Origin of the sequence: Glycomyces terrestris (assembly GCF_003933745.1) — a bacterium.
GTDB classification, from domain to species: Bacteria; Actinomycetota; Actinomycetes; order Mycobacteriales; family Micromonosporaceae; genus Glycomyces; species Glycomyces terrestris.
This window is the reverse complement of record NZ_RSEB01000004.1, coordinates 634,653-654,091: the sequence shown is the minus strand read 5'-3', so window position 1 is coordinate 654,091 and position 19,439 is coordinate 634,653. Positions and strand designations below refer to the sequence as shown.

Here is a 19,439-nt window from a genome sequence, read left to right as displayed (position 1 = left end):
GAGGCAGGACCGCGAGACCGCACCCCGGACGACGAAGGCCGCCACCGCGAACGCGGTGGCGGCCTTCACGACTCGATGTCAGCCCTGGGCGGACGGGATCTGCTCGGTGATCCAGGCGTCGAGCCGCGCGAGGTCGGTGCAGGACTCGATCGCCTCGCGCCGTTCGGCGCTCACCGGGCCCCCGGCCTCGAGGATGCGCAGCAGCGTCGCTCTGGCATGCCGGAGCGCGCCCTCCTCGAGCCCCTCCTCGAGCCCCTTCTCGCGGCCCTTCGCGAGCAGCTCCTCGGTGTACTCCGAGTGGTAGAGACGGGCTTCGGTCTTCATCAGTGCCTCCAGCAAGGTCGCCGGCTCCTTCGCCAGGGTGGTGAGCAGATACTTCGCGTAATCGGCGGCTCGACCTGGTTCGATGGTACCGAGCCAGGCGTCGAGCGTCGAGACGAACAGCGGTTCGGGGACGTGCTTCGGCTGCTTGCGCAGCACCGCGGCGAGCACCGCCGCCGCCGCCGTCGGCGGCTCGTCGCCCGAACCGAGCTCCGGGACCTGGGACGGCCCCACCGTCTCGACCGCCACCGTCGAGCCGGGGCCCATCTCGATGCCCCGCCGGAACCGCCTCGCCAGGGAGTCGGACCGGCAGATCATCAGCAGCGAGACCGGGATCCGGTGGTCTTCGAACGCGCGGGACACGTACCCAGGCAACCGGAAGTACTTGTCCTCGCTCCACTCGTTCTGGACCTCGCAGACGACCAGCAGCTGCGACCCGTCGGCGAACTCCAGCCGGACGACGCCGTCCGCGCGGCGCTCCGTCGGGCCCGGGGACCCGACCGATCCGGTGCGGGTCTGCGCGGCCACGCACCGCGCGCCCCGCCGGCCTCCGGCGCGGCCCAGCAGCCACGCCACCGACTCGGGCTCGTCCTGGATCAGCTTCACGAGGATCTCGTGGAACTCTCCTGGCATCGACTCCTCTTCTCATTCGGGGGATTCACCCGAAGGAACGAGGCGGCCGCCCCGCCGTCACGGCCGTGTCGGGAACACGACAGTCCTGGGGCGCACGGGGCTAGGGAAGGCGGACCTCGAGGCCCGGGCCCACCTGGACGACGCGGACACCGGTGAGGTCGGGCACGCGGGGGAGCCCCGCCGCCGCCTCGCCCCGGTAGCCGCCGACGACCACGGTGGCCGCGCCGGCCTCGGTCGCCGACGTCAAGCCCGCCGGGGCGTCCTCGAACGCGACCGCCGCGGTCGCGTCGTAGCCGAGCGCGCGGGCGGCGAGCATGTACGGCTGCGGGTGCGGCTTGCCCCGGGTCACGTCATCGGCCGCGACCAGGACCTTCGGCAGCGGGATGCCGACCGCCGCAAGGCGCTTGAGCGTCAGCGCGCGGGTCGCCGAGGTGACGACCGCCCAGCGGGACGGGTCGAGGGACCCCAGGAGCGCGGCCGCGCCGGGCACCTCGCTGATGCCGTCCGTGCGGTCGATCTCCTCGGCCTCGATCCGGTCGGTCTCGGCCACCACGTCCACGCCCCGGGGCGCGAAGTCCGCTACCACCTCGATCGTCGGGCGCCCGTGCGCCACCGCCAGGATCGCCGCCGCGTCGAGCCCGTGGCGGTCGGCGAACCGCCCCCACGCCCGCTCCACCGACGCCGTCGAGTCCACCAGCGTCCCGTCCATGTCGAACAGCAGCACCGAAGCCGCCAGCACCGAACCGGCCATGCCGAACCTCCCTAGAACCGACCCGCAACGCTACCAACGGAAGATGACGGACGCGCTACATTCCGTGCCCCGATCCGGGAACAGCCGGTGCGGGCCGCGAACGCGGTTGCGGGCCCGGAGCCGGTCCACTACCGTCGAAACCGTGCCGGAACTCATCGACCCCACGCCGCGGCTCGCCGCCTCCTTCACCGAGGCCCTGCACGAGTTCACCGCCGCGGACCCCGAGGTCGCGCACTCCTGGACCGGCATGGTCATCGACCGGTTCCAGCGGCCCGGCACCGACTGGGTCGCCGAGTACATCGCCGCCGAACTCGGCTGGCGCACCGCCGCCCCCGACGGCTTCGTCCCCGTCACCACCCTCTGGTGGGCCGAGGGCGACACCTACCTCGGCCGCATCTCCATCCGGCACCGCCTCAACGAGCACCTCGCCCGCATCGGCGGCCACATCGGCTACGACGTGCGGCCCTCGGCGCGCCGCCGCGGCCACTCCACCGCCATGCTCGCCGCCGCCCTCCCGCACGCCGCCGCGCTCGGCATCGACCGGGCCCTCGTCACCTGCGACGCGTCGAACACCGCCTCCCGCAAGGTGATCGAACGCAACGGCGGGGTACTCGAAGACCAGCGCGGCACCACCCTGCGCTACCTGGTGCCGACCGCCTGACCGAGAGGAGGCGCCATGGGGCTCCAGCGCGTCGACTACGACCGGACCCAGCACGCCGGATACGCCAAGGGCCGCCGGCTCCTGCCCTCCAGCCGCCGCAGCTGGACGCGGGCGTTCCGCGCGCTCGCCGGCGACCGCCCCATCCGACGCGTCCTCGACGTCGGCTCCGGCACCGGGCGGTTCACGCCGGTCCTCGCCGACGCGTTCGGGACCCAAGTCGTCGGCGTCGAGCCCGCCGCGCGGATGCGCGAGATCGCGCACGCCGAGTCCGCGCACCCGCTCGTCACCTATGCGGACGGCAGCGCCGCGGACCTGCCGCTCGACGACGCCACCGCCGACCTCGCGCTCATGTTCCTGGTGTGGCACCACGTCCCCGACCGGCCCGCCGCCGCCCGCGAACTCGCCCGGGTCCTCGCGCCCGGCGCGCGGCTCCTCATCGCCACGACCCTCGCCGACCGGCTCAAGGACCTCCTGCTGTACCGGTACTTCCCGCGCACCAGGGACATCGACGTCGACGTGTTCCCCACCCTCGCCGAGACCGACGCCGTCTTCGCCGCCGCCGGGTTCGCCCGCGCCGCCCTCGTCGAGGTCCACCACCGCTCCGCCGACAGCCTCGCCGAGTACACCGAGCGGCAGCGGATGCGCGCCCTCTCGGTCTACGAGCACCTCACCGACGAGGAGTACCGCGCCGGCCTCGCCGCCATGGAAGCCGACGCCGCCGCCGAGACCACCCCGCAGCCGGTCGAAGCCGAATGCGACCTCCTCGCCTACACGCGCCGCTGAACCCGCCCAAAGTGCCGTGTGACATGTGATATGCCACCGGTATCACGGGCCCCCCGCTGCAACCCTGCCCCACGGGTACGACACGGCGATACGGGCGAGGGCGGCTCGCGCCGCCCGGCCGGCCGCCGTTTTTTCACCGGCTCTCGGGGGTCACCAGGCCGGTGTTGTAGGCGAAGATGACCGCCTGGACCCGGTCGCGGGCGCCGATCTTCGCGAGGATGCGGCCCACATGCGTCTTCACCGTCGACTCGGCCAAATGGAACCGCTCGGCGATCTCGGTGTTGTTCCAGCCCTTGCCGATCGCCGTCAGCACCTCGCGTTCGCGCTCGGTGAGCACCCCGAGCTGCGCGGCCGCGGTCTTCGCCTCGTCCTCCCCGTCGACCGGGAACTGGTCGGCGAACCGGTCCAGCAGCCGCCGCGTCAGCTTCGGCGCCACCACCGCGTCGCCCGCCGCCACCACCCGGATGCCCGACAGCAGCTCCTCGGGCTGCGCGTCCTTCACCAGGAACCCGCTCGCGCCCGCCCGCAGCGCCGCATACGCGTACTCGTCCAGGTCGAACGTGGTCAGCACCAGCACCCGGCTGCGCCCGCCCGCCGCGATGATCCTCCGCGTCGCCTCGATCCCGTCCACCCCCGGCATGCGCACGTCCATGAGCACCACGTCCGGGCCCAGCTCGGTCGCGCGCCGCACCGCGTCGGCCCCGTTCTCGGCCTCCCCGAGCACCACCAGATCCGGCTGGCTCTCCACGAGCATCCGGAACCCCATGCGCTGCAAGGGGTGGTCGTCCACGATGAGCAGCGTCGTCACCGGCGCTCCTTCCCGTCCACGGGCATCCACAACGCGACGCGCCAACCGCCGTGCGCCTCCGGCCCGGCCACCATTGTGCCGCCGAACGCCGCCGCCCGCTCCGCCAGCCCCGCCAGACCCCGCGCCGTCCCCGCCTCGTCCACCCGGTTCCCCGAGTTCGACACCGTCACCGACAGCCCCGACTCCCGGTACTCCAGCGACACCTCGGCCCGCCGCGGCCCCGTCGCGTGCTTGAGCACGTTCGTCAACGACTCCTGCACCGTCCGGTACACCGCCAGCTGCTGGTTCTCCGACAACTCCCACCGCTCGCCCGACGTCAGCAGCGTCACCGGCAGGCCCGCCTCCCGCACCCGCTCGATCAGCGCGTCCATGTCGGACAGGCCCGGCTGCGGCGCCAGCTCAACCTCCTCCGGGTCCTCCGCCTTCAGCACCGACAGCACCCGCCGCAGCTCCCCGAGCGCCTCCCGGCTCGTCCGCCCGATCGCCTCCAACGCCTCCTTGGCCTTCTCGGGCGACGCCGCCGCCGCATACGACCCGCCGTCCGCCAGCGCGTTGATCACCGCCAGGTTGTGCCCGATGATGTCGTGCATCTCCCGCGCGATCCGGTTGCGCTCCTCCGACACCGCCTCCCGCGTCGCCTGGTCCCGCTGCGTGCTCTGGAAGTCCCGCCGGGTCCGCACCAGCAGCCCCACCACGACCACGAACCCGAAGTACAGCGCCCCCGGCACGAAGAACCCCAGGAAGCTCGCGACCGTGAACGGATGGTTCACCAACCAGTCCACAAGGGACGGGGCCAGCGACACCAGGCCCGCCCACCACAGCAGCCGCAGCGGCCGCCGCAGCACGATGTTGTACAGCACCACCGTGAACGCCAGCCCCGACGCCGCGTCCGACACCCCCGACCCGTTCGCCGTCAGCGACAGCGGGATCGTGATGCACAACGGCACGATCTGGCTCAGCAGCACCGCGAACGGGTACCGCCGCCGCCAGATCGTCGGCACCAGGAACAGCGCCGCCGCCACCGCCTGCGCGACCGGATGCCGGATCTCGACCTCGCCGACCGCGGCCCCGACCACCCCCAGGCACCCGAAGAACAGATACAGCATGATCGGGAACAGATCCCACAGCAGCGGGTGCCGCGAGTCGAACTCCGACACCCGCTGCCACAGCCCGCGCTCGCCGGCCGCCTTCACCGCCCGCGCCACGAAAGCCCTCCCACAGCAGGGATTGTCACACGTCGCGGCGCTTCAGCAGCACCGCCGCCAGCCCGTACGCGACGGCCAGCCAGATCCCCATCCACAGCCACGACTCGCCCAGCGACAGCGCGCTCGACGACGTGTCCGCCAACGCGATCGTGTTCGCCGCGTTCCCCGGCGCGTACGGCACCGCGTCCGCCACCCACTCCCACGGCAGCAGCGTCGCCAGCTGCGGCAGGACCATGATCACGCCCACGTAGAACCCGATCGCGCCCGCCGAGTTCCGCAGGATCGCCCCGATCGCCACCGCCAGCAGCGCCAGGTACACGATCATCGCCACGTGCCCGAGCACCGCCCGCAGCACCCCGTCGTCGCCCAGCGACACCCCGCCGATCGCCGTCCCCTCCAGCAGCGCCTGCGACATGAAGAACGTCGCGAACACCATGACGGTGAACAGGACCGCGACCACCGCGCCGAACACCAGCGCCTTCGACCACAGCATCCCCAGCCGCTTCGGCGCGGCCGACAGCGTCGACCGGATCGAACCGGTCGAGTACTCGCCCGTGACCGTCAGGATGCCCAGCACCGCCACGAACACCGACGACAGCGACACGCCCGCCATCGCGTACGCCAGCGCCGTGTCCGCCCCGCCCACGGCCGCCTCGTCCGGCACGTTCGCCGAGATCAGCGCCCCGAGCCCGCCCGCGAACACGACCGCGCACAGCAGCACGATCCACGTCGAGCGCAGCGACCACAACTTGGTCCACTCCGAACGCAGCTCACCCGTGAACGTGAGCCGGTACTGCTGCGGCGGCGCGTACGCCGGCCGCTCCGTCATCGCTGCCGCGGTCATCACTTGACCCCTTCCGTGGTCTGCCGGTACTCGACCGCGTCCGCGGTCAACTGCATGAACGCATCCTCGAGCGAACCGCGGTCGGTCCGCAGCTCGTGCAGGACCAGGCCGTGCGCGGCGGCCGTCTGGCCCACCACCGCGGCCTCCGTCCCGCTCACCTCCAGCACGCCCCGCTCCGGGCTCGCGATCGCGACACCCGGACCCGCCAGATGCTCGGCCAGCAGCGCCGCATCCGGCGACACCACGCGCACGCGCGACTTCCCGTTCCCCGACACGAAGTCGTCCACCGTCGTGTCCGCCAGCAGCCGGCCCTGACCGATCACGATCAGGTGCTCCGCCGTCTGCGCCAGCTCGCTCATCAGGTGCGAGGACAGGAACACCGTCCGCCCCTCCGCCGCGAGCCCCTTGAGCAGCAACCGGATCCACTTCACCCCGTCCGGGTCGAGACCGTTCACCGGCTCGTCCAGGATCAGCACCCCCGGATCGCCCAGGAGCGCCACCGCGATCCCCAGCCGCTGGCCCATGCCCAGGCTGAACCCGCCCACGCGCTTCCCGGCCACCTCGTGCAGACCCACCAGGTCGATGACCTCGTGGACGCGCCGCACCGGAATGCCGTGCGTGCGCGCCAGCGCCAGCAGGTGCTTGTACGCGCTGCGCCCGGCGTGCACCGACTTCGCCTCCAGCAGCGCGCCGACCTCCGTCAGCGGCGACCGGAACTCCGAATAGTGCCGCCCGTTCACACGGGCCAGCCCCGACGTCGGGGCGTCCAGGCCCACGATGGCGCGCATCGTCGTCGACTTCCCGGCCCCGTTCGGCCCCAGGAACCCGGTGACGACGCCCGGCTTCACGGCGAACGTCAGATCGTCCACGGCCGTCTTCCGGCCGTAGCGCTTCGTCAAGTGCTCGATCTCGATCATGCCCACGACGCTACGGCCGCACCCGCCCCCGTTCATCGGTTTCGGGAGCGATCTTGCGAGACGCGAGTGGTACCCGGGTACTACGACCCGAGCAGCGCCCCGCCCCGCCCCGCCTCCTCCCCACAGCCGAGCCCACCATCTGATATGACGCACTTCCCAAGTGCGGCACCCGACCCCGAACCCCAGCAGCGATGCCGTGACAACACAAGCCGCGCATACTCCGTCCGCGCCCCGCGCCCCGCGCCCCGCGCCCCGCGCCCCGCGCCCCGCGCCCCGCGCCCCGCGCCCCGCGCCCCGCGCCCCGCGCAACACGGCAACGATCCTGCACCAGCTGCGGACGGGCCGCAGCCCCGCGCTGGCCGCCGCTCTTTGAACGCAATGTCCAGGATGAATGCCATATGACATGTCACATGGCACCCGACCCCGGGCCCCGGTCCCACCTGAAACTCAGTACGACCCAGCGCCCGGTGCGCTACTTCGCCTCGGCGTAGCTGTCCACGATCTTCGGGCGCAGCGGGATGCGCACCGGCACGTCGCCGAACAGCGTCCGCGTCGCGGCCTCCGCGGCCCGCTCGATCGCGGCCGCCACCTCCGGTGCCCGCTCCGCCGGGCAGTGCACCATCACCTCGTCGTGCAGGAAGAACACCAGCTCGCCCAGCCCCCGCTCGAACAGCTCCCGCCGCAGCAGCGCCAGCAGCACCAGCGCCCATTCCGCCGCCGTCCCCTGCACGATGAAGTTCCGCGTGAACCGGCCCCGGCTCGACGACGCCTTCGTGCCGTCCTCCGAACTCAGCATCCGCCACCACCGCTCCGACGGCGCCGGCACCGTGCGCCCCAGCCACGTCCGCACCAGCCCGCCCTTCTCACCCGTGCGCGCCGCCGACTCCACCTTCTCGAACGCCGCCGGGAACCGCTCCCGCATGAGCAGCACCAGCTGCCGCGCGTCACCGGCCGTCCCCCCGTACATCGCCGAGATCAACGCGATCTTCGCCTTCCCGCGCTCCCCGCCCAGACTCGGCGCCAACTCCGTGTACAGGTCGTCCGCCGCCGTCGCCGCGATCATCGCCCGGTCCCCGCTGATCGCCGCCAGCAGCCGCGGCTCCAACTGCGCCGCATCCGCCGCCACCAGCTTCCACCCCGGATCCGCCCGGATCGCCTCCCGCACCGAATGCGGCAACTGCAACGCCCCGCCCCCGTCCGTGCCCCACCGCCCCGTATCCGCCCCGCCCACGATGTACACCGGCCGGAACCGGCCCCGGCCGCCCGGCCCCTCGCCCACCCACGCGTCCGCCCAGTTCCACCCGAACGCACTCCACACCCGCGCATGCTCCCGGTACACCTTCAGCGCCTCCACCGCCGGATGGTCCACCGAATGCAGCTCCCACGCGTGCGTCGTCTTCACCTCCACGCCCGCCGCATGGAACGCCGCCAGCACCTGCTTCGTCGAATCCGGGTTCAACTGGTGCCCGAACGCCTCCGACACCCGGTCCGCCAGCGCCTGCAACTTCCGCGGCCGCAGCCCCTTCGCCGGCCGCGGACCCAGCAGGTCCCGCAGCAGTCGGTCGTGCACCTCCCGGTCGAACGGCACCCCCGTCCGCCCCATCTCCGCCGCCACCAGCGCCCCCGCCGACTCCGCCGCCAGCAGCGCCCCCAAGCCCGGGATCGCCGCGTTCGCCGTCCGCCGCCGCTGGTCCAGCCACGCCGCCTGCAACCGCGTCAACTCCGCCGGACCGTCCACCGGCTCCGGCTCCCGTTCGAACAGCGTCCCCGCGTCCGGGTCCGACGCCACCACGAACGCCGGCGGCTCATGCGCCTCCACCCGCGACAGGATCCGCTCCGCCAACCGCAGGTCGCGCACCCGGTCCAGCCGCGCCCCCGCCTCCAGCAGCACCGCGTAGTCCCGCGCGGCGTCCGCCACCACCCACCGCGGCCCGCCGCCCGCCTCCGCCGCGCGCACCGCACCCGCCAGATCCCGGTGATAGGCCACCTCGCCACCGGGCAGGGGCATCGTCCAGCCCTCCCCGGCCCTCCCGTGCACCAGAGCGACCTCCACGGCACCAGTCCACCACGACCCACCGACAATCCGGCCCCGTCACGCCCGCCCCGGCCCCGCCGCCACGAGATTCGAAGCATGTAGACATATTCCTTCGGCCTATGGGTACACGGACCGCATGGCATTGATTCTCTGGATCCTCGCGGTCCTACTCGTGGTTTACGGTATCTACATGATCTTCCGAGGCCAGGTACTCCTCGGGATCGTGGTCATCATCGTCGGCCTGCTGGTCGGCCCCGGCGGGGTGAGCGTCTTCACCTAGCCAGGCCGCACCGCACGCGCCCGGCGGGCGCGCGGAAGCGGCCGCAACCAGGACAGAACGACCCGCAGCCCGGGCCGCGCGAGCGGACCCGGGCTCCGGCGCGCCCTCACGCCGACTCCCGCACCACCAGCTCCGTCGGCAGGATCGTCATCGGCGCCACCTCGCCGCCCTCCAGCAGCCGCAGCATCGTCCGCGCCATCGTCCGCCCGATCTCCGCGATCGGCTGCCGCACCGTCGTCAGCGGCGGATCCGAATACGACGCCAGCGCGATGTCGTCGAACCCCACCACCGCCACGTCCTCCGGCACCCGCCGCCCCGCCTCCCGCAGCGCCTGGAGCGCCCCGTGCGCCATCAGGTCCGACGCCACGAACACCGCGTCCAACTCCGGCTCGTCCGCCAGCAGCTGCCGCATCGCCGTCTGACCCGACTCCGCCGTGAAGTCCCCGACCGCCACGATCGCCCGCCGGTCCGCCTCCGCCAGCACCTCCCGGTACCCGTCCAGACGCGCCCGCCCCGCCACCATGTCCAGCGGCCCCGCGATCGACGCGATCCGCCGCCGCCCCTGCGCCACCAGGTACTCCACGGCCGCCCGCACCCCGCCCGCATGGTCGACGTCGATGCACGGCGCCTCCAGCTGCGGCAGCCCGTTGCACACCACCGGCACCCCCCGCCGGATCATCAGCTCCGGCAGCAGGTCCGCGTCGTGCAGCGACGCGAACATCACCCCGTCCACGTGCCCGCCCACCGCGTACCGCTCCGCGCGCTGGCGGGCCTCCGCCGACCCGGTCGTCATGAGCACCAGGAGCTTCCCGGCCGCGTCCAGCTCGGTCGCGACCCCGCGGATGACGCCCGGGAAGAACTGGTCGTCCGAGAACACGCGGTTCGGGGACTCGGGGAGGATGAGCGCCACCGAGTCCGTCCGGTGCGTCACCAGCGACCGCGCGGCGGCGTGCGGCACGTACCCGAGCTCGTCGGCCGCGGCCTCCACGGCCCGCCGCAGGTCCTCGTTCACCGTGGTCTGCCCGTTCACGACCCGGGAGACCGTCGCGCGCGACACCCCCGCCCGCTCGGCGACCTCCTCCAGGGTCGGCCGCCCCTGGCGGGCGCCCCGCACCGGCCCCGCATCCGCACGCCGCATCGCGTCCGCCTCCGTCTCCGTGTCAGCCCTTGACCGCGCCCTGCATGATCCCGCTGATCATGTACTTGCCCAAGAGCGCGAACACCGCCAGCAGAGGAAGCGTAGCCAGCATCGTCCCGGTCAGCACCAGCGACTGGTCCGTCACGTACCCGCCCGACAGCGTCGACAGCGCCACCTGGACCGTCTGGTGCTCGGGGCTGGAGAGGACGATGAGCGGCCAGAAGTAGTCGTTCCACGCGGTCAGGAACGTGAGCACCCCGAGCACCACCGCGGCCGGTCGCGCCGCCGGCATCACGATCTGCCAGAAGATCCGGAACGTCGAGGCCCCGTCCATCCGCGCCGACTCGATCAGCGACCCCGGCAGCGCCCCGCGCAGGTACTGCGTCATGAAGAACACCCCGAACGCGCTCACCAGGCCCGGCGCGATCACCGCCCACAGCGTGTCCGTCCACTCCAGCTCCACCATGAGCATGAACAGCGGGATGACGCCCAGCTGCACCGGCACCATCATCGTCGCCACCACCGACACCAGGAGCACCTTGGCGCCCTTGAACTCCAGCTTCGCGAACGCGAACCCGGCCAGCGTCGAGAAGAACACCACCGACGCCGTCACCGTGCCGCTCACCACGACCGAGTTCAGCAGCGCCGTCCCGAACGGCACCGTGTCGAACACGCGCCGCACGTTCTCGACCAGGTTCGCGCCCGGCAGCACCGGCGGCGGGACCGTCGCCAGCGCCGAGTTGTCCCGCGACGCCACCACGAAGCTGTAGTACAGCGGGAACCCCGAGAAGAACAGGACCGCGACGAGCGTCAGGTAGGCGAGGCGGCCGGGCTGCTCGCGCAGGGCGCGCAGGCGGGCCCGGGCCCGGCGGTCGGGCCGGCCCGGCAAGGCTGTGCGGCTCGACCGCCGGGAGTCGGCGGCGGGCTGGTCGGCGGTGCGGTCGGCGAGGTTCACGGCGGTCACGAGGCGCTCCTGATGCGACGGACGAACAGGTAGTTGAGGAGGGCGACGAGGACGATGACGGCGAACATCGTCCAGGCCACGGCCGAGGCGTACCCGAACTCGAAGCCGCGGTTGAAGCCGTGCTCGTACAGGTACAGGGTGAGCGTCTGGAACTGGCGGGACGCGCCGCCCGTGACGCCGTTCTGCCCGCCGCCGCCGAACAGCTGCGGCTCGGCGAAGATCTGGAGGCCGTAGATCGTCGACACGATCACCGTGAACACGATCGTCGGCCGGATCATCGGCACGGTCACGTGGAACAGCTGCTGGAGGCGCGACGCCCCGTCGAGGTGCGCGGCCTCGTACACCTCCCGCGGCACCGCCTGCATCGCCGCCAGGTAGATAAGGGCGTTGTAGCCGGTCCACTTCCACGCCACCATCACCGCGATCGCGATATGTGACGTGGCACTGCCGGCCTGCCAGTCGATGCGGCCCGCGCCCACGGACTCCAGGACCCAGTTGATCAGCCCGAAGTCGCGGCCGAACAGCTGGCTGAAGATGACCGCGACCGCCACCACGGAGGCGACGTTCGGCAGGAGCATCCCCATGCGCCAGAACGTCTGCGCGCGCAGCCGCAGCGTCAGCACGTGCGCGAGCAGGAGCGCCGCCAGCAGCTGCGGGACGGTGGCGAGCAGCAGGATCGAGATCGTGTTGCCGAGCGCGTTCCAGAAGTACGGGTCGTTCAGCAGCGTCGCGTAGTTCCCGAACCCGACGAACACGCGCTCGTCGGAGAGCAGGCTCCACTCGTGGGCGGACACCCACGCGGTGAATGCGAGCGGGAACAGCCCGAACACGGCGAACAGCACGAAGAACGGGGCGATGTACAGGTACGGGGAGGCCTTCAGGTCCAGGCGGTAGCGCAGGAGGCCCGCGGGGCCGGGGCGGCCGGTCCCCTTGGCGGCGATGGTCATCGGGTCGCTTTCACGGTCGGAGGGAGGAGGAGGGGCGCAAGCGGCGGCGCCGCGGGCGGCGGCCGGCCCCGGACGGACCGGGTGCCGCGAGCGGCGACTTCCGGGCGGACTAGGCGTGGCGCGCCGGGGCACAAGACGCCGTGACGCGGGGCGGCCGCCCCGATCCGGGCGGGCGTGCTGCGCCGTGACACGGGCCGCCCCGGTCCGGGCGGCGGGCCCGCCGGGCCCGCCGCCCTCCACTGGGGCTAGAACGATTCGAGGTCCGAGAGCACCTGGCTCCACGCCTCCTCGGGCGACTGGCTGCCGTCCTCGATGCGGCCTAGGCCCTGCCCGATCGTGGCGAGCACGTCGCCCTGGAGCGGGCCCTGGTACTGCGGGCGCACGGCCTGCGCGGCGGCGGTGAAGATCTCGCCCACGGGCGCCTCGTTGAAGTACGGCTTCGTCAGGCCCGTCAGCGCCGGGTCCTCGTACAGCTCGGGCGTGGACGGGAAGTTCCCGGTCGCCTCGAAGACCTTGAGCTGCTGCTCGGGCGCGGTGAGCCACTCGATGAACGCGTACGCCTCCTCGGCGTGCTCGCCTTGCGCGGGCAGCACCAGGTGCGAGCCGCCCATGTTCCCGGCCCCGCCGGGCACGGTCGCGATGTCCCACAGCCCGGCCGCGTCCGGCGCGTTCGTCTCGATGTACGAGGTCATCCACGCGGGGCAGATGATCGTGGCGAACGTGCCCTCGTTGAAGCCGGCGTTCCACTCCGGCGTCCACGCCGTCAGCCGGTTCGACATCCCGGCCTCGATCGCCTGCACGGTCAGGTCCCACGCCTCGCCGATCGCCGGGTTCGACTCGACGATGAGGTTGTCCTCGCGGTCGTACACGCCCTCCTCGGCCTGCTCGACCATGGCGCGGAACATGTTCCCGGAGGACTCGAAGAAGTACCCGCCGGTGTCGGCCGTGTACTGCTCACCGACGGCCACGTAGTCCGCCCACGACTCCGCCCACAGCGCCGACACCTCGTCGCGCTCGACCGGCAGGCCCGCGGCCTCGAACAGGTCGCGGCGATAGCACATGGCCATGCCGCCGACGTCGGTGCCGAGCCCGATGAGGGACTCGCCGTCGGCCGACAGCGCCTGCTGCCACTTCCAGTCCAGCCACTGGCCCTCGAGCTCGTCGGCGCCGAGGTCGAGGAGGTCGTGGAACCGGTCGGGCTGGGCGGTGTACTGCGAGATGTACCCGACCTCCACCGCCTCGATGTCGGCCGCGCCCGATCCGGTCGCCAGGTGCGTGGTCAGGTTCGTGTGGTGGTCGGCGAACTCGGAGATCCGCTCCTCGAACTCGATGTCGGGGTGGAGCTTCGTGTACTCCTCGTAGAGCGGGCCGAAGCCGAAGTCGCCGAACAGGCCGACGCTCAACGTGATCTTGCCGTCGTCCTCCCCGCCCGAGCAGGCGGTCAGGCCCGCCGCCGTGACGAGGGCCGCGGCGAGGGCCGCGGCGCGGATCGGTCTGCTTGTGTTCACTGGTTCTCCACTGTGGTCGGGATTCGGATGAGGGATTCACGCTCGCGCGCGATGAGAGAGCGCTCTCTCGCAACCGGCGGTCTCCGCCGGCGGCAGGCGCCCCCTCAAGCAGGGGTGTGGCATGTGACATGCCACCGGGCCGGGGTGCGGGCGGACCCGCCCGCACCCCGGGGGATCAGCGCCGGAAGTGGAACCGGTCGACGGACACGAAGTCCTGGCTCTGCCCGGACGTGAACGTCAGGTACACGTCGTGGACGCCGGTCACGCGGGACACGTTCCCGGGGACGTCGCGCCACGCGGTCCAGCCGCCGGTGTTCGCCACGGCGAACGACCCGATGGGCGCGGCCGTCCGCGAGTCGATCCGGACTTCGACCAGGCCGCTGACCCCGCCGGCGGCGCCGGAGGCGACGCGGGCCATGAAGTCGAGCGGGGCCGAGGACCCGAAGTCCACGTCGTCGTAGCGGACCCAGTCGCCGTCGCCGAGCGGGCCGATCGCCCCGCCCGCCGCCGGCAGGCCGCTGGAGGAGCCGTCGAACGAGGTCGCCTCGATCGCCGCGTACGCGTCGCGGTTCCCGCCCCCGCCGGGGGAGGTGGTCGGCTCCCCGGTCGGCTCGCCCGAGCCGCCCGCGGTGTAGACCCGCACGTAGTCGACGAGCATCGAGGCGCCCGGCTGCGTCGCCGCGGTCGGCGTCGCGTGGCCCGCGACCCCGTCGGGGAACGCCCCGCCCATCGCCAGGTTGAGCAGGATGAAGTAGCCGGCGTGGTCCGTCATCGACGCCCACGTGTCGGCCGGGAGGGCGCTCTCGTTCACGGTGTGGAACAGCTGCCCGTCGGCGTACCAGCGCAGCTGGCCCGACGCGCCGGAGTCGTCCCACTCGAAGCGGTAGGTGTGGAAGCCGTTGCGGCAGGACCCGCCGCACTGGGTGGTGCCGCCGAGGCCGTTGAACTCGTTGCAGGGGCCGCCGGGGGCGACGCCGCAGTGGAGGACGCCGTGGACGGTGCCCTGCCCGTTCACGTTCTCCATGATGTCGTACTCGCCGATGCCCGGCCAGTTCCAGTAGTTCCCGCGGAACGGCGAGCCCAGGGCCCAGAACGCGGGCCAGTAGCCGAGCGCGGCGTCCCCGCTGACCTGGGGGAGCTGGAGGCGCCCCTCGATCGCGAGGGTGCCGCCGGAGGGCGCCTTGAAGTCGGCGCGGACGGTCTCGATGCGCGCGGAGGTCCACGCGCCGGCGCCGTCGCGCAGCGCGGTGATCTTGAGGTTGCCGCTGCCGTCCAGGGAGACGTTCGCGGGGTCGTTCGTGTGGGACGCGATCTCGCCGGTGCCCCAGTTCGCGGGCCCGCCGGGGTAGGAGTTGCCGAGGTCGAACTGCCAGTCGGCCGCCGAGGGCAGCTGGCCGGCGGACCCGTTGAACTCGTCGGACCAGACGAGGTTCCAGGTCTGGGCGGCCGCGGGGTCGGTCTGCGCGTCGGCGTTCGCGATCGCGAGGCCGACGCTCGCGATGAGCGCGGCGCCCGCGGCGACGGCGGCGGCCGCGCGGGCGAGCCGCCGCCCGTGTCTCGTGCGTACGGAGGTCTGAACGTCTGCCATGAAGGCTCCTCTGCCGGGATGGAGAGATCGCTCTCTCAGATCACATCGCTGATCAGATGTGAGATGAGAGAGCGCTCTCTCAAATGGTCCAGGACTCATTCGTACCCAACGGATAGGAACATGTCAATGGGTCGTGGCCGAAACGTTACCTCCGGCGGCCGCCGCGGCCGCGGTGAGCCCTTGCGGCGCAACGCCCCGCACCGGGCCCACGTGTCAGCGCGCGCCGTCCTCGCCCTCGGTCTGCGGGGGCCGCCGCGCCTCCTCGGACCGGCGCCGCAGCTCGCTCATGCGCGCCTGCCGCTCCTCCCGGAGCCGCTCGAGCCGCTGGTGGCGCTCGCTGCGCTCCTCGGGAGTCTCGGTGCCGCCGAGCATCCGCTTGTCGAGCCACTCCAGGTGCTCGGCGTGCGCGGCCGCGTTGATGGCCCGCACGTCCTGGTAGGCGCCGCGCAGCGACTCGAGCCGCTTGAGGGCGTCATGGCACTGGGCGACGAGGATCTCGATGTCGGCGTGCTCGGCGTCGTCGGCGTCAACCCGCCGCGCCTCCAGCCAGGCGATGCCCTCCCGCAACCGGTCGCGCGCCTTGAGGTTGTGCATCGCCAGCTCCTCGACGAGTCGGTCGCTCGTCTCGAGGAAGCCCAGGTGCGGATCGGTGCGGTCGTCGCTGCCCATCGGGGCCGTCCTTCCACGACAAGGTGCCTCTTCCTCCTCTACCATATGCCCGCCGCTAGGATCATCCTTCACCGCGCGTCCGTTTCACCCCGAAGACGAGGTCCTGTGGCACCGATCGAGTCCGTCATCGACACCCTCACCCAGACCCAGGAGGCCCCGCCGGTCGGCGTCATGCTCGCGTGCCTCGCCGCCGCGGCCGCCGCCGTCCTGTACGCGCCGGTGTGGCGCTGGAGCCGCGGCCTCGTCACGATCGCGCACGAGGGCGGGCACGCGCTCATGGCCGTCCTCATGCGACGGCGCCTCACCGGCATCCGCCTCCACGCCGACACCTCGGGGCTGACGTTCTCGCGCGGCCGCCCGACCGGCTTCGGCGCGGCCATGACCCTCGTCGCCGGCTACACCGCCCCCGCGCTCCTCGGCCTCGGCGCCGCGGCCCTGACCGGCGCGGGCCGGATCGTGCTGCTGCTGTGGATCACGCTGGTGCTCCTGGCCGTCATGCTGGTGTTCATCCGCAACTGGTACGGGGCGCTCGCGCTCCTCGTCGTCGGCGCGGGCGTGTTCGCCGCGACCTGGTACGGGACCGCGATCGTGCAGACGGTGGCCGCGTACGCGGGCGTGTGGCTGCTCCTGCTCGGCGCGGTCAAGCCGGTCCTGGAGCTCGGGTCGCGGCGGCGCGGCGGCCGCGGCTCGGGGCAGTCGGACGCCGACCAGCTCGCGGGGATCACCCCGTTCCCGGCCGGGTTCTGGATCTTCGTGTTCATGCTCGCCACGATCGCGGCCGCGTTCGCGGGCACGTGGATGCTCCTGCCGATCGACGCCTGGCTCGACGCGGTCTAGCGGGCCGATCGCCCCGGGCCCGGCGGTTCAGCCGCCGCGCAGCCGCCGGTTCGTCCACGCGGTCGGCTCGGCCGACGCCGGGTCCTCCGGCCACGGGTGCTTCGGGTACCGGCCGCGCATCTCCTTGCGCACCTGCTGGTACGGGCCCTGCCAGAACGACTCGAGGTCGGAGGTCACGGCGAGCGGCCGCCCGGCCGGGTCGAGCAGGTGCGCCTGCACCGGGACCCCGGCGACGGGCGGGATCGCGGTGGCGCCGAAGAACAGCTGGAGCTTCATCGACAGGACGGGGCGCCCGTCGCCGTAGTCGACGCGGCCGGTCACGCCGTTGCCGAGTTCGAGCCGCCGGGGCGCGGCCCGGTCGATGTCCTCCGACCACGGCAGGAGGTTCCGCAGCGCGTCCTCGGCGGTGATCCGGGCGAGGTCCTCGCGGCGGCGGGCCCGGGACCACCACGGTTCGAGCCAGGCGGTGTCGGCGACGAGGGCCGCCTCGCTCACGTCCGGCCACGGCTCGCCGATCTCCCTGTGGCAGAACGCCATCCGGTCCCGCAGCTCCTTCGCGAGGGGCCAGCGGCCGAGGAGGGCGAGGCCCTCCTGGCGCAGTCCTTCGTGGAGCGCGGCGGCGACGAGCGCGGGGTCGGGGTCCTTGAGCGGCTCGACGGCGTCGGTGATCGCCCCGACCATGCGCACCGACCGGGCGACGACGTCGCGGCGCTCCCGGTCCCACTCGACGCGCTCCTCGCGGCGGACGCCGACGAGTTCGCGGGCGAGGCCGCCGTCGATGGGCACGCCGGCGCGGATGAGCGCGGCGGCGCGGCCGGGGGAGCGGTCGGCGTCGGCGACGGCGATCCATTCGCTGCCGGCCAGGGCGGAGCCGTCGGCGCAGGTCGCGCCCGTGCCGCCGGCGGTGAGCCACTGGGCGCCGGAGCGCTTGGCGACCCGCTCGGGGAACGCGAGGGCGATCACGGTGGCCGCGGCCTCGTCGTCGCCGACCCGGCGGTCGACCTCGGGGACGGCGCGGGCGAGGCGCTGCGCCTCCCGCTCCCACTGGCGGTCCCGGGCGGCGCGCAGCTGCCGCCACTGCGCGAGCAGGTCGTCCCCGCTGCCGCGGCGGTCGAGGCCGAGGAGGGCCGCGACCTCGGCGGCCTTCGCGGAGCCGACGCGGGCGGCACCGTCGACGAGCGCCCGCGCCAGCCGCGGGTGGAGCCCGACCCGGGCGAGGGCGCGGCCGCGGTCGGTCGCCGCGCCGTCGCCGTCGATGGCGCCCAAGGCCTCCAGGACGGCCTCGGCGGCCTCGACCGCGCCGGCCGGGGGCGGCCCGGGCAGGGCGAGGTCGGCGACGGCGGTGCCCCAGCAGGCGGCCTGGAGGCGGAAGGCGGTGAGGTCCGCGGCGGCGACGTCGGGGACCGGCTGGGCGGCGCGGCGCAGGTGCTCCGCCTCGCTCCAGCACCGCCACACCGCGCCCGGGCCCTCGCGGCCGGCGCGGCCCGCCCGCTGGTCGGCCGCGGCCCGGGAGGCCGGCGCGGTCGTCAGCCCCGGGAGCCCCCGGGCGTGGTCGACCACGGGGCGGCGCGCCAGCCCGGCGTCGACGACGATCCGCACCCCCGGCACGGTCAGGCTCGACTCGGCGATGTCGGTGGCGAGCACGACGCGCCGCCGGCCCCCGGCGCGCATCGCGCGGTCCTGTTCGGCCGACGACACCGATCCGTGCAACTGATATATATCGGCATCGAGGTTTCGGAGTTGGTCGGCGACCCGCCTGATCTCGGCGGCGCCGGGGAGGAACACCAGCGCGTCGCCGTCGTCGGCGTCGAGGGCGCGGCCCACGACATGTGACACATGACCGAGGAACCTGGGGTCGACGCGCAGGCCGTCGGGCGGGTCGAGGCGCTCGCGCGGGGGCGCCCAGTGCATGGCGACGGGGTGGCGCATCGGCTCGGAGGCGATCGCGGGCGCGGGGTCGCCGCCGGCTGCGAGCAGTCCGGTCCACAGTGCCACGTCGGCGGTGGCGGAGGCGGCGACGAGTCCGAGGTCGGGGCGCAGCACCTGCCGGGTCTCGATGAGGAACGCGCAGGCGGTGTCGGTCTCCAGGTGCCGCTCATGGCATTCGTCGAGGACGACGAGGTCGACGCCCGGCAGTTCGGGGTCGGCCAGGAGCCGGTTGAGCAGCACCCCGGTGGTGACGACCTCGACCCGTGTGGCCGCCGACCGGCGCGTCTCGCCCCGGATCTGGAACCCGACCCGGTCGCCGACGCGCTCGCCGAGGATCGCGGCCATGCGCGCGGCGGCCGCCCGGGTGGCGAGCCGGCGCGGCTCGGCCACGAGCACCCGCCGCTGTGGCATATCACGCGTCACATGGTCCGGTCCGGCGTCGATGAGGCCGGCGAGCGCCAGCGGCGCGAGCGTGGTCTTCCCGGTCCCGGGCGGCGCTGCGAGCACGGCGGTCCCGGTGCGCGCCACGGCCTCCAGGAGTGCGGGGAGCGACTCCCGGATCGGAAGGTCGGGCAGCGCGGGCGGTTGCGGCATGCCGACCATTGTCGCGGAGCCCGATCG

18 protein-coding genes are annotated in these 19,439 nt (G+C 73.3%); 4 read left to right on the top strand and 14 right to left on the bottom strand.

The window, feature by feature from the left end:
- Positions 1 to 78 precede the first annotated feature (78 nt).
- Both EIW28_RS17040 and EIW28_RS17035 read right to left on the bottom strand, forming a co-directional pair.
- Positions 79 to 954: a hypothetical protein gene (locus tag EIW28_RS17040; RefSeq protein WP_125248882.1), complete on the bottom strand. Its 876-nt coding sequence runs from the start codon at positions 952 to 954 to the stop codon at positions 79 to 81.
- 100 nt (positions 955 to 1,054) lie between these two features.
- A complete protein-coding gene (locus EIW28_RS17035) occupies positions 1,055 to 1,705 on the bottom strand; it encodes an HAD-IA family hydrolase (protein WP_197717331.1) in 651 nt (216 codons plus the stop codon).
- Positions 1,706 to 1,847: 142 nt separating this feature from the next.
- Between EIW28_RS17035 and EIW28_RS17030 the strand changes: the two genes are divergently transcribed.
- Positions 1,848 to 2,366 (top strand): GNAT family N-acetyltransferase, encoded by a 519-nt coding sequence (locus EIW28_RS17030; RefSeq protein WP_125248881.1) that lies wholly within the window; start codon positions 1,848 to 1,850, stop codon positions 2,364 to 2,366.
- Positions 2,367 to 2,381: 15 nt separating this feature from the next.
- Positions 2,382 to 3,149, top strand: coding sequence for a class I SAM-dependent methyltransferase (locus tag EIW28_RS17025; protein ID WP_125248880.1), 768 nt, complete (start codon positions 2,382 to 2,384; stop codon positions 3,147 to 3,149).
- Positions 3,150 to 3,282: 133 nt separating this feature from the next.
- On the opposite strand, the gene EIW28_RS17020 is transcribed toward EIW28_RS17025, so the two are convergent.
- The 5 genes from EIW28_RS17020 to EIW28_RS16995 form a co-directional block, all read right to left on the bottom strand.
- Complete coding sequence (locus EIW28_RS17020) at positions 3,283 to 3,957, bottom strand: response regulator (RefSeq protein WP_125248879.1); 675 nt, start codon at positions 3,955 to 3,957, stop codon at positions 3,283 to 3,285.
- Positions 3,954 to 5,162, bottom strand: coding sequence for a sensor histidine kinase (locus EIW28_RS17015; RefSeq protein WP_125248878.1), 1,209 nt, complete (start codon positions 5,160 to 5,162; stop codon positions 3,954 to 3,956). Before EIW28_RS17015 ends, EIW28_RS17020 begins: the two co-directional genes overlap by 4 nt.
- Positions 5,163 to 5,187: 25 nt before the next feature.
- On the bottom strand, positions 5,188 to 6,006 hold the full coding sequence (locus tag EIW28_RS17010) for an ABC transporter permease (RefSeq protein WP_125248877.1): 819 nt from the start codon (positions 6,004 to 6,006) through the stop codon (positions 5,188 to 5,190).
- Complete coding sequence (locus EIW28_RS17005) at positions 6,006 to 6,923, bottom strand: ATP-binding cassette domain-containing protein (protein WP_125248876.1); 918 nt, start codon at positions 6,921 to 6,923, stop codon at positions 6,006 to 6,008. Before EIW28_RS17005 ends, EIW28_RS17010 begins: the two co-directional genes overlap by 1 nt.
- Before the next feature lie 472 nt (positions 6,924 to 7,395).
- Positions 7,396 to 8,976, bottom strand: a complete 1,581-nt coding sequence (locus tag EIW28_RS16995) for a bifunctional 3'-5' exonuclease/DNA polymerase (protein ID WP_197717330.1) — start codon at positions 8,974 to 8,976, stop codon at positions 7,396 to 7,398.
- Positions 8,977 to 9,094: 118 nt separating this feature from the next.
- Here EIW28_RS16995 and EIW28_RS24520 point away from each other — a divergent pair, with 118 nt between their 5' ends.
- Complete coding sequence (locus EIW28_RS24520) at positions 9,095 to 9,238, top strand: GPGG-motif small membrane protein (protein ID WP_176953224.1); 144 nt, start codon at positions 9,095 to 9,097, stop codon at positions 9,236 to 9,238.
- Between the two features lie 106 nt (positions 9,239 to 9,344).
- Here EIW28_RS24520 and EIW28_RS16990 read toward each other — a convergent pair whose 3' ends face one another.
- The 6 genes from EIW28_RS16990 to EIW28_RS16965 all read right to left on the bottom strand — a co-directional run bounded on the left by EIW28_RS16990 (position 9,345) and on the right by EIW28_RS16965 (position 16,052).
- Positions 9,345 to 10,376 carry a LacI family DNA-binding transcriptional regulator gene (locus EIW28_RS16990; RefSeq protein ID WP_125248874.1) on the bottom strand — a complete coding sequence of 344 codons (1,032 nt, stop codon included), beginning with the start codon at positions 10,374 to 10,376 and terminating at the stop codon, positions 9,345 to 9,347.
- A 22-nt stretch (positions 10,377 to 10,398) separates the two neighbouring features.
- Positions 10,399 to 11,340 (bottom strand): carbohydrate ABC transporter permease, encoded by a 942-nt coding sequence (locus EIW28_RS16985; RefSeq protein ID WP_232014017.1) that lies wholly within the window; start codon positions 11,338 to 11,340, stop codon positions 10,399 to 10,401.
- A complete protein-coding gene (locus EIW28_RS16980) occupies positions 11,337 to 12,287 on the bottom strand; it encodes a carbohydrate ABC transporter permease (protein WP_125248873.1) in 951 nt (316 codons plus the stop codon). The genes EIW28_RS16985 and EIW28_RS16980 overlap by 4 nt, the downstream gene beginning before the upstream one ends.
- 245 nt (positions 12,288 to 12,532) lie before the next feature.
- Positions 12,533 to 13,795 (bottom strand): ABC transporter substrate-binding protein, encoded by a 1,263-nt coding sequence (locus tag EIW28_RS16975; protein ID WP_197717329.1) that lies wholly within the window; start codon positions 13,793 to 13,795, stop codon positions 12,533 to 12,535.
- A 175-nt stretch (positions 13,796 to 13,970) separates the two neighbouring features.
- Entirely contained in the window at positions 13,971 to 15,383 is a 1,413-nt protein-coding gene (locus EIW28_RS16970; protein ID WP_125248872.1) for a carbohydrate-binding protein, read from the bottom strand.
- Between the two features lie 213 nt (positions 15,384 to 15,596).
- Positions 15,597 to 16,052: a hypothetical protein gene (locus EIW28_RS16965; protein WP_125248871.1), complete on the bottom strand. Its 456-nt coding sequence runs from the start codon at positions 16,050 to 16,052 to the stop codon at positions 15,597 to 15,599.
- A gap of 105 nt (positions 16,053 to 16,157) precedes the next feature.
- On the opposite strand from EIW28_RS16965, the gene EIW28_RS16960 reads away from it, so the two are divergent.
- On the top strand, positions 16,158 to 16,889 hold the full coding sequence (locus EIW28_RS16960) for a M50 family metallopeptidase (protein WP_197717328.1): 732 nt from the start codon (positions 16,158 to 16,160) through the stop codon (positions 16,887 to 16,889).
- A gap of 27 nt (positions 16,890 to 16,916) precedes the next feature.
- Here EIW28_RS16960 and hrpB read toward each other — a convergent pair whose 3' ends face one another.
- On the bottom strand, positions 16,917 to 19,412 hold the full coding sequence (gene hrpB, locus EIW28_RS16955) for an ATP-dependent helicase HrpB (RefSeq protein ID WP_125248869.1): 2,496 nt from the start codon (positions 19,410 to 19,412) through the stop codon (positions 16,917 to 16,919).
- Positions 19,413 to 19,439: the final 27 nt, after the last annotated feature.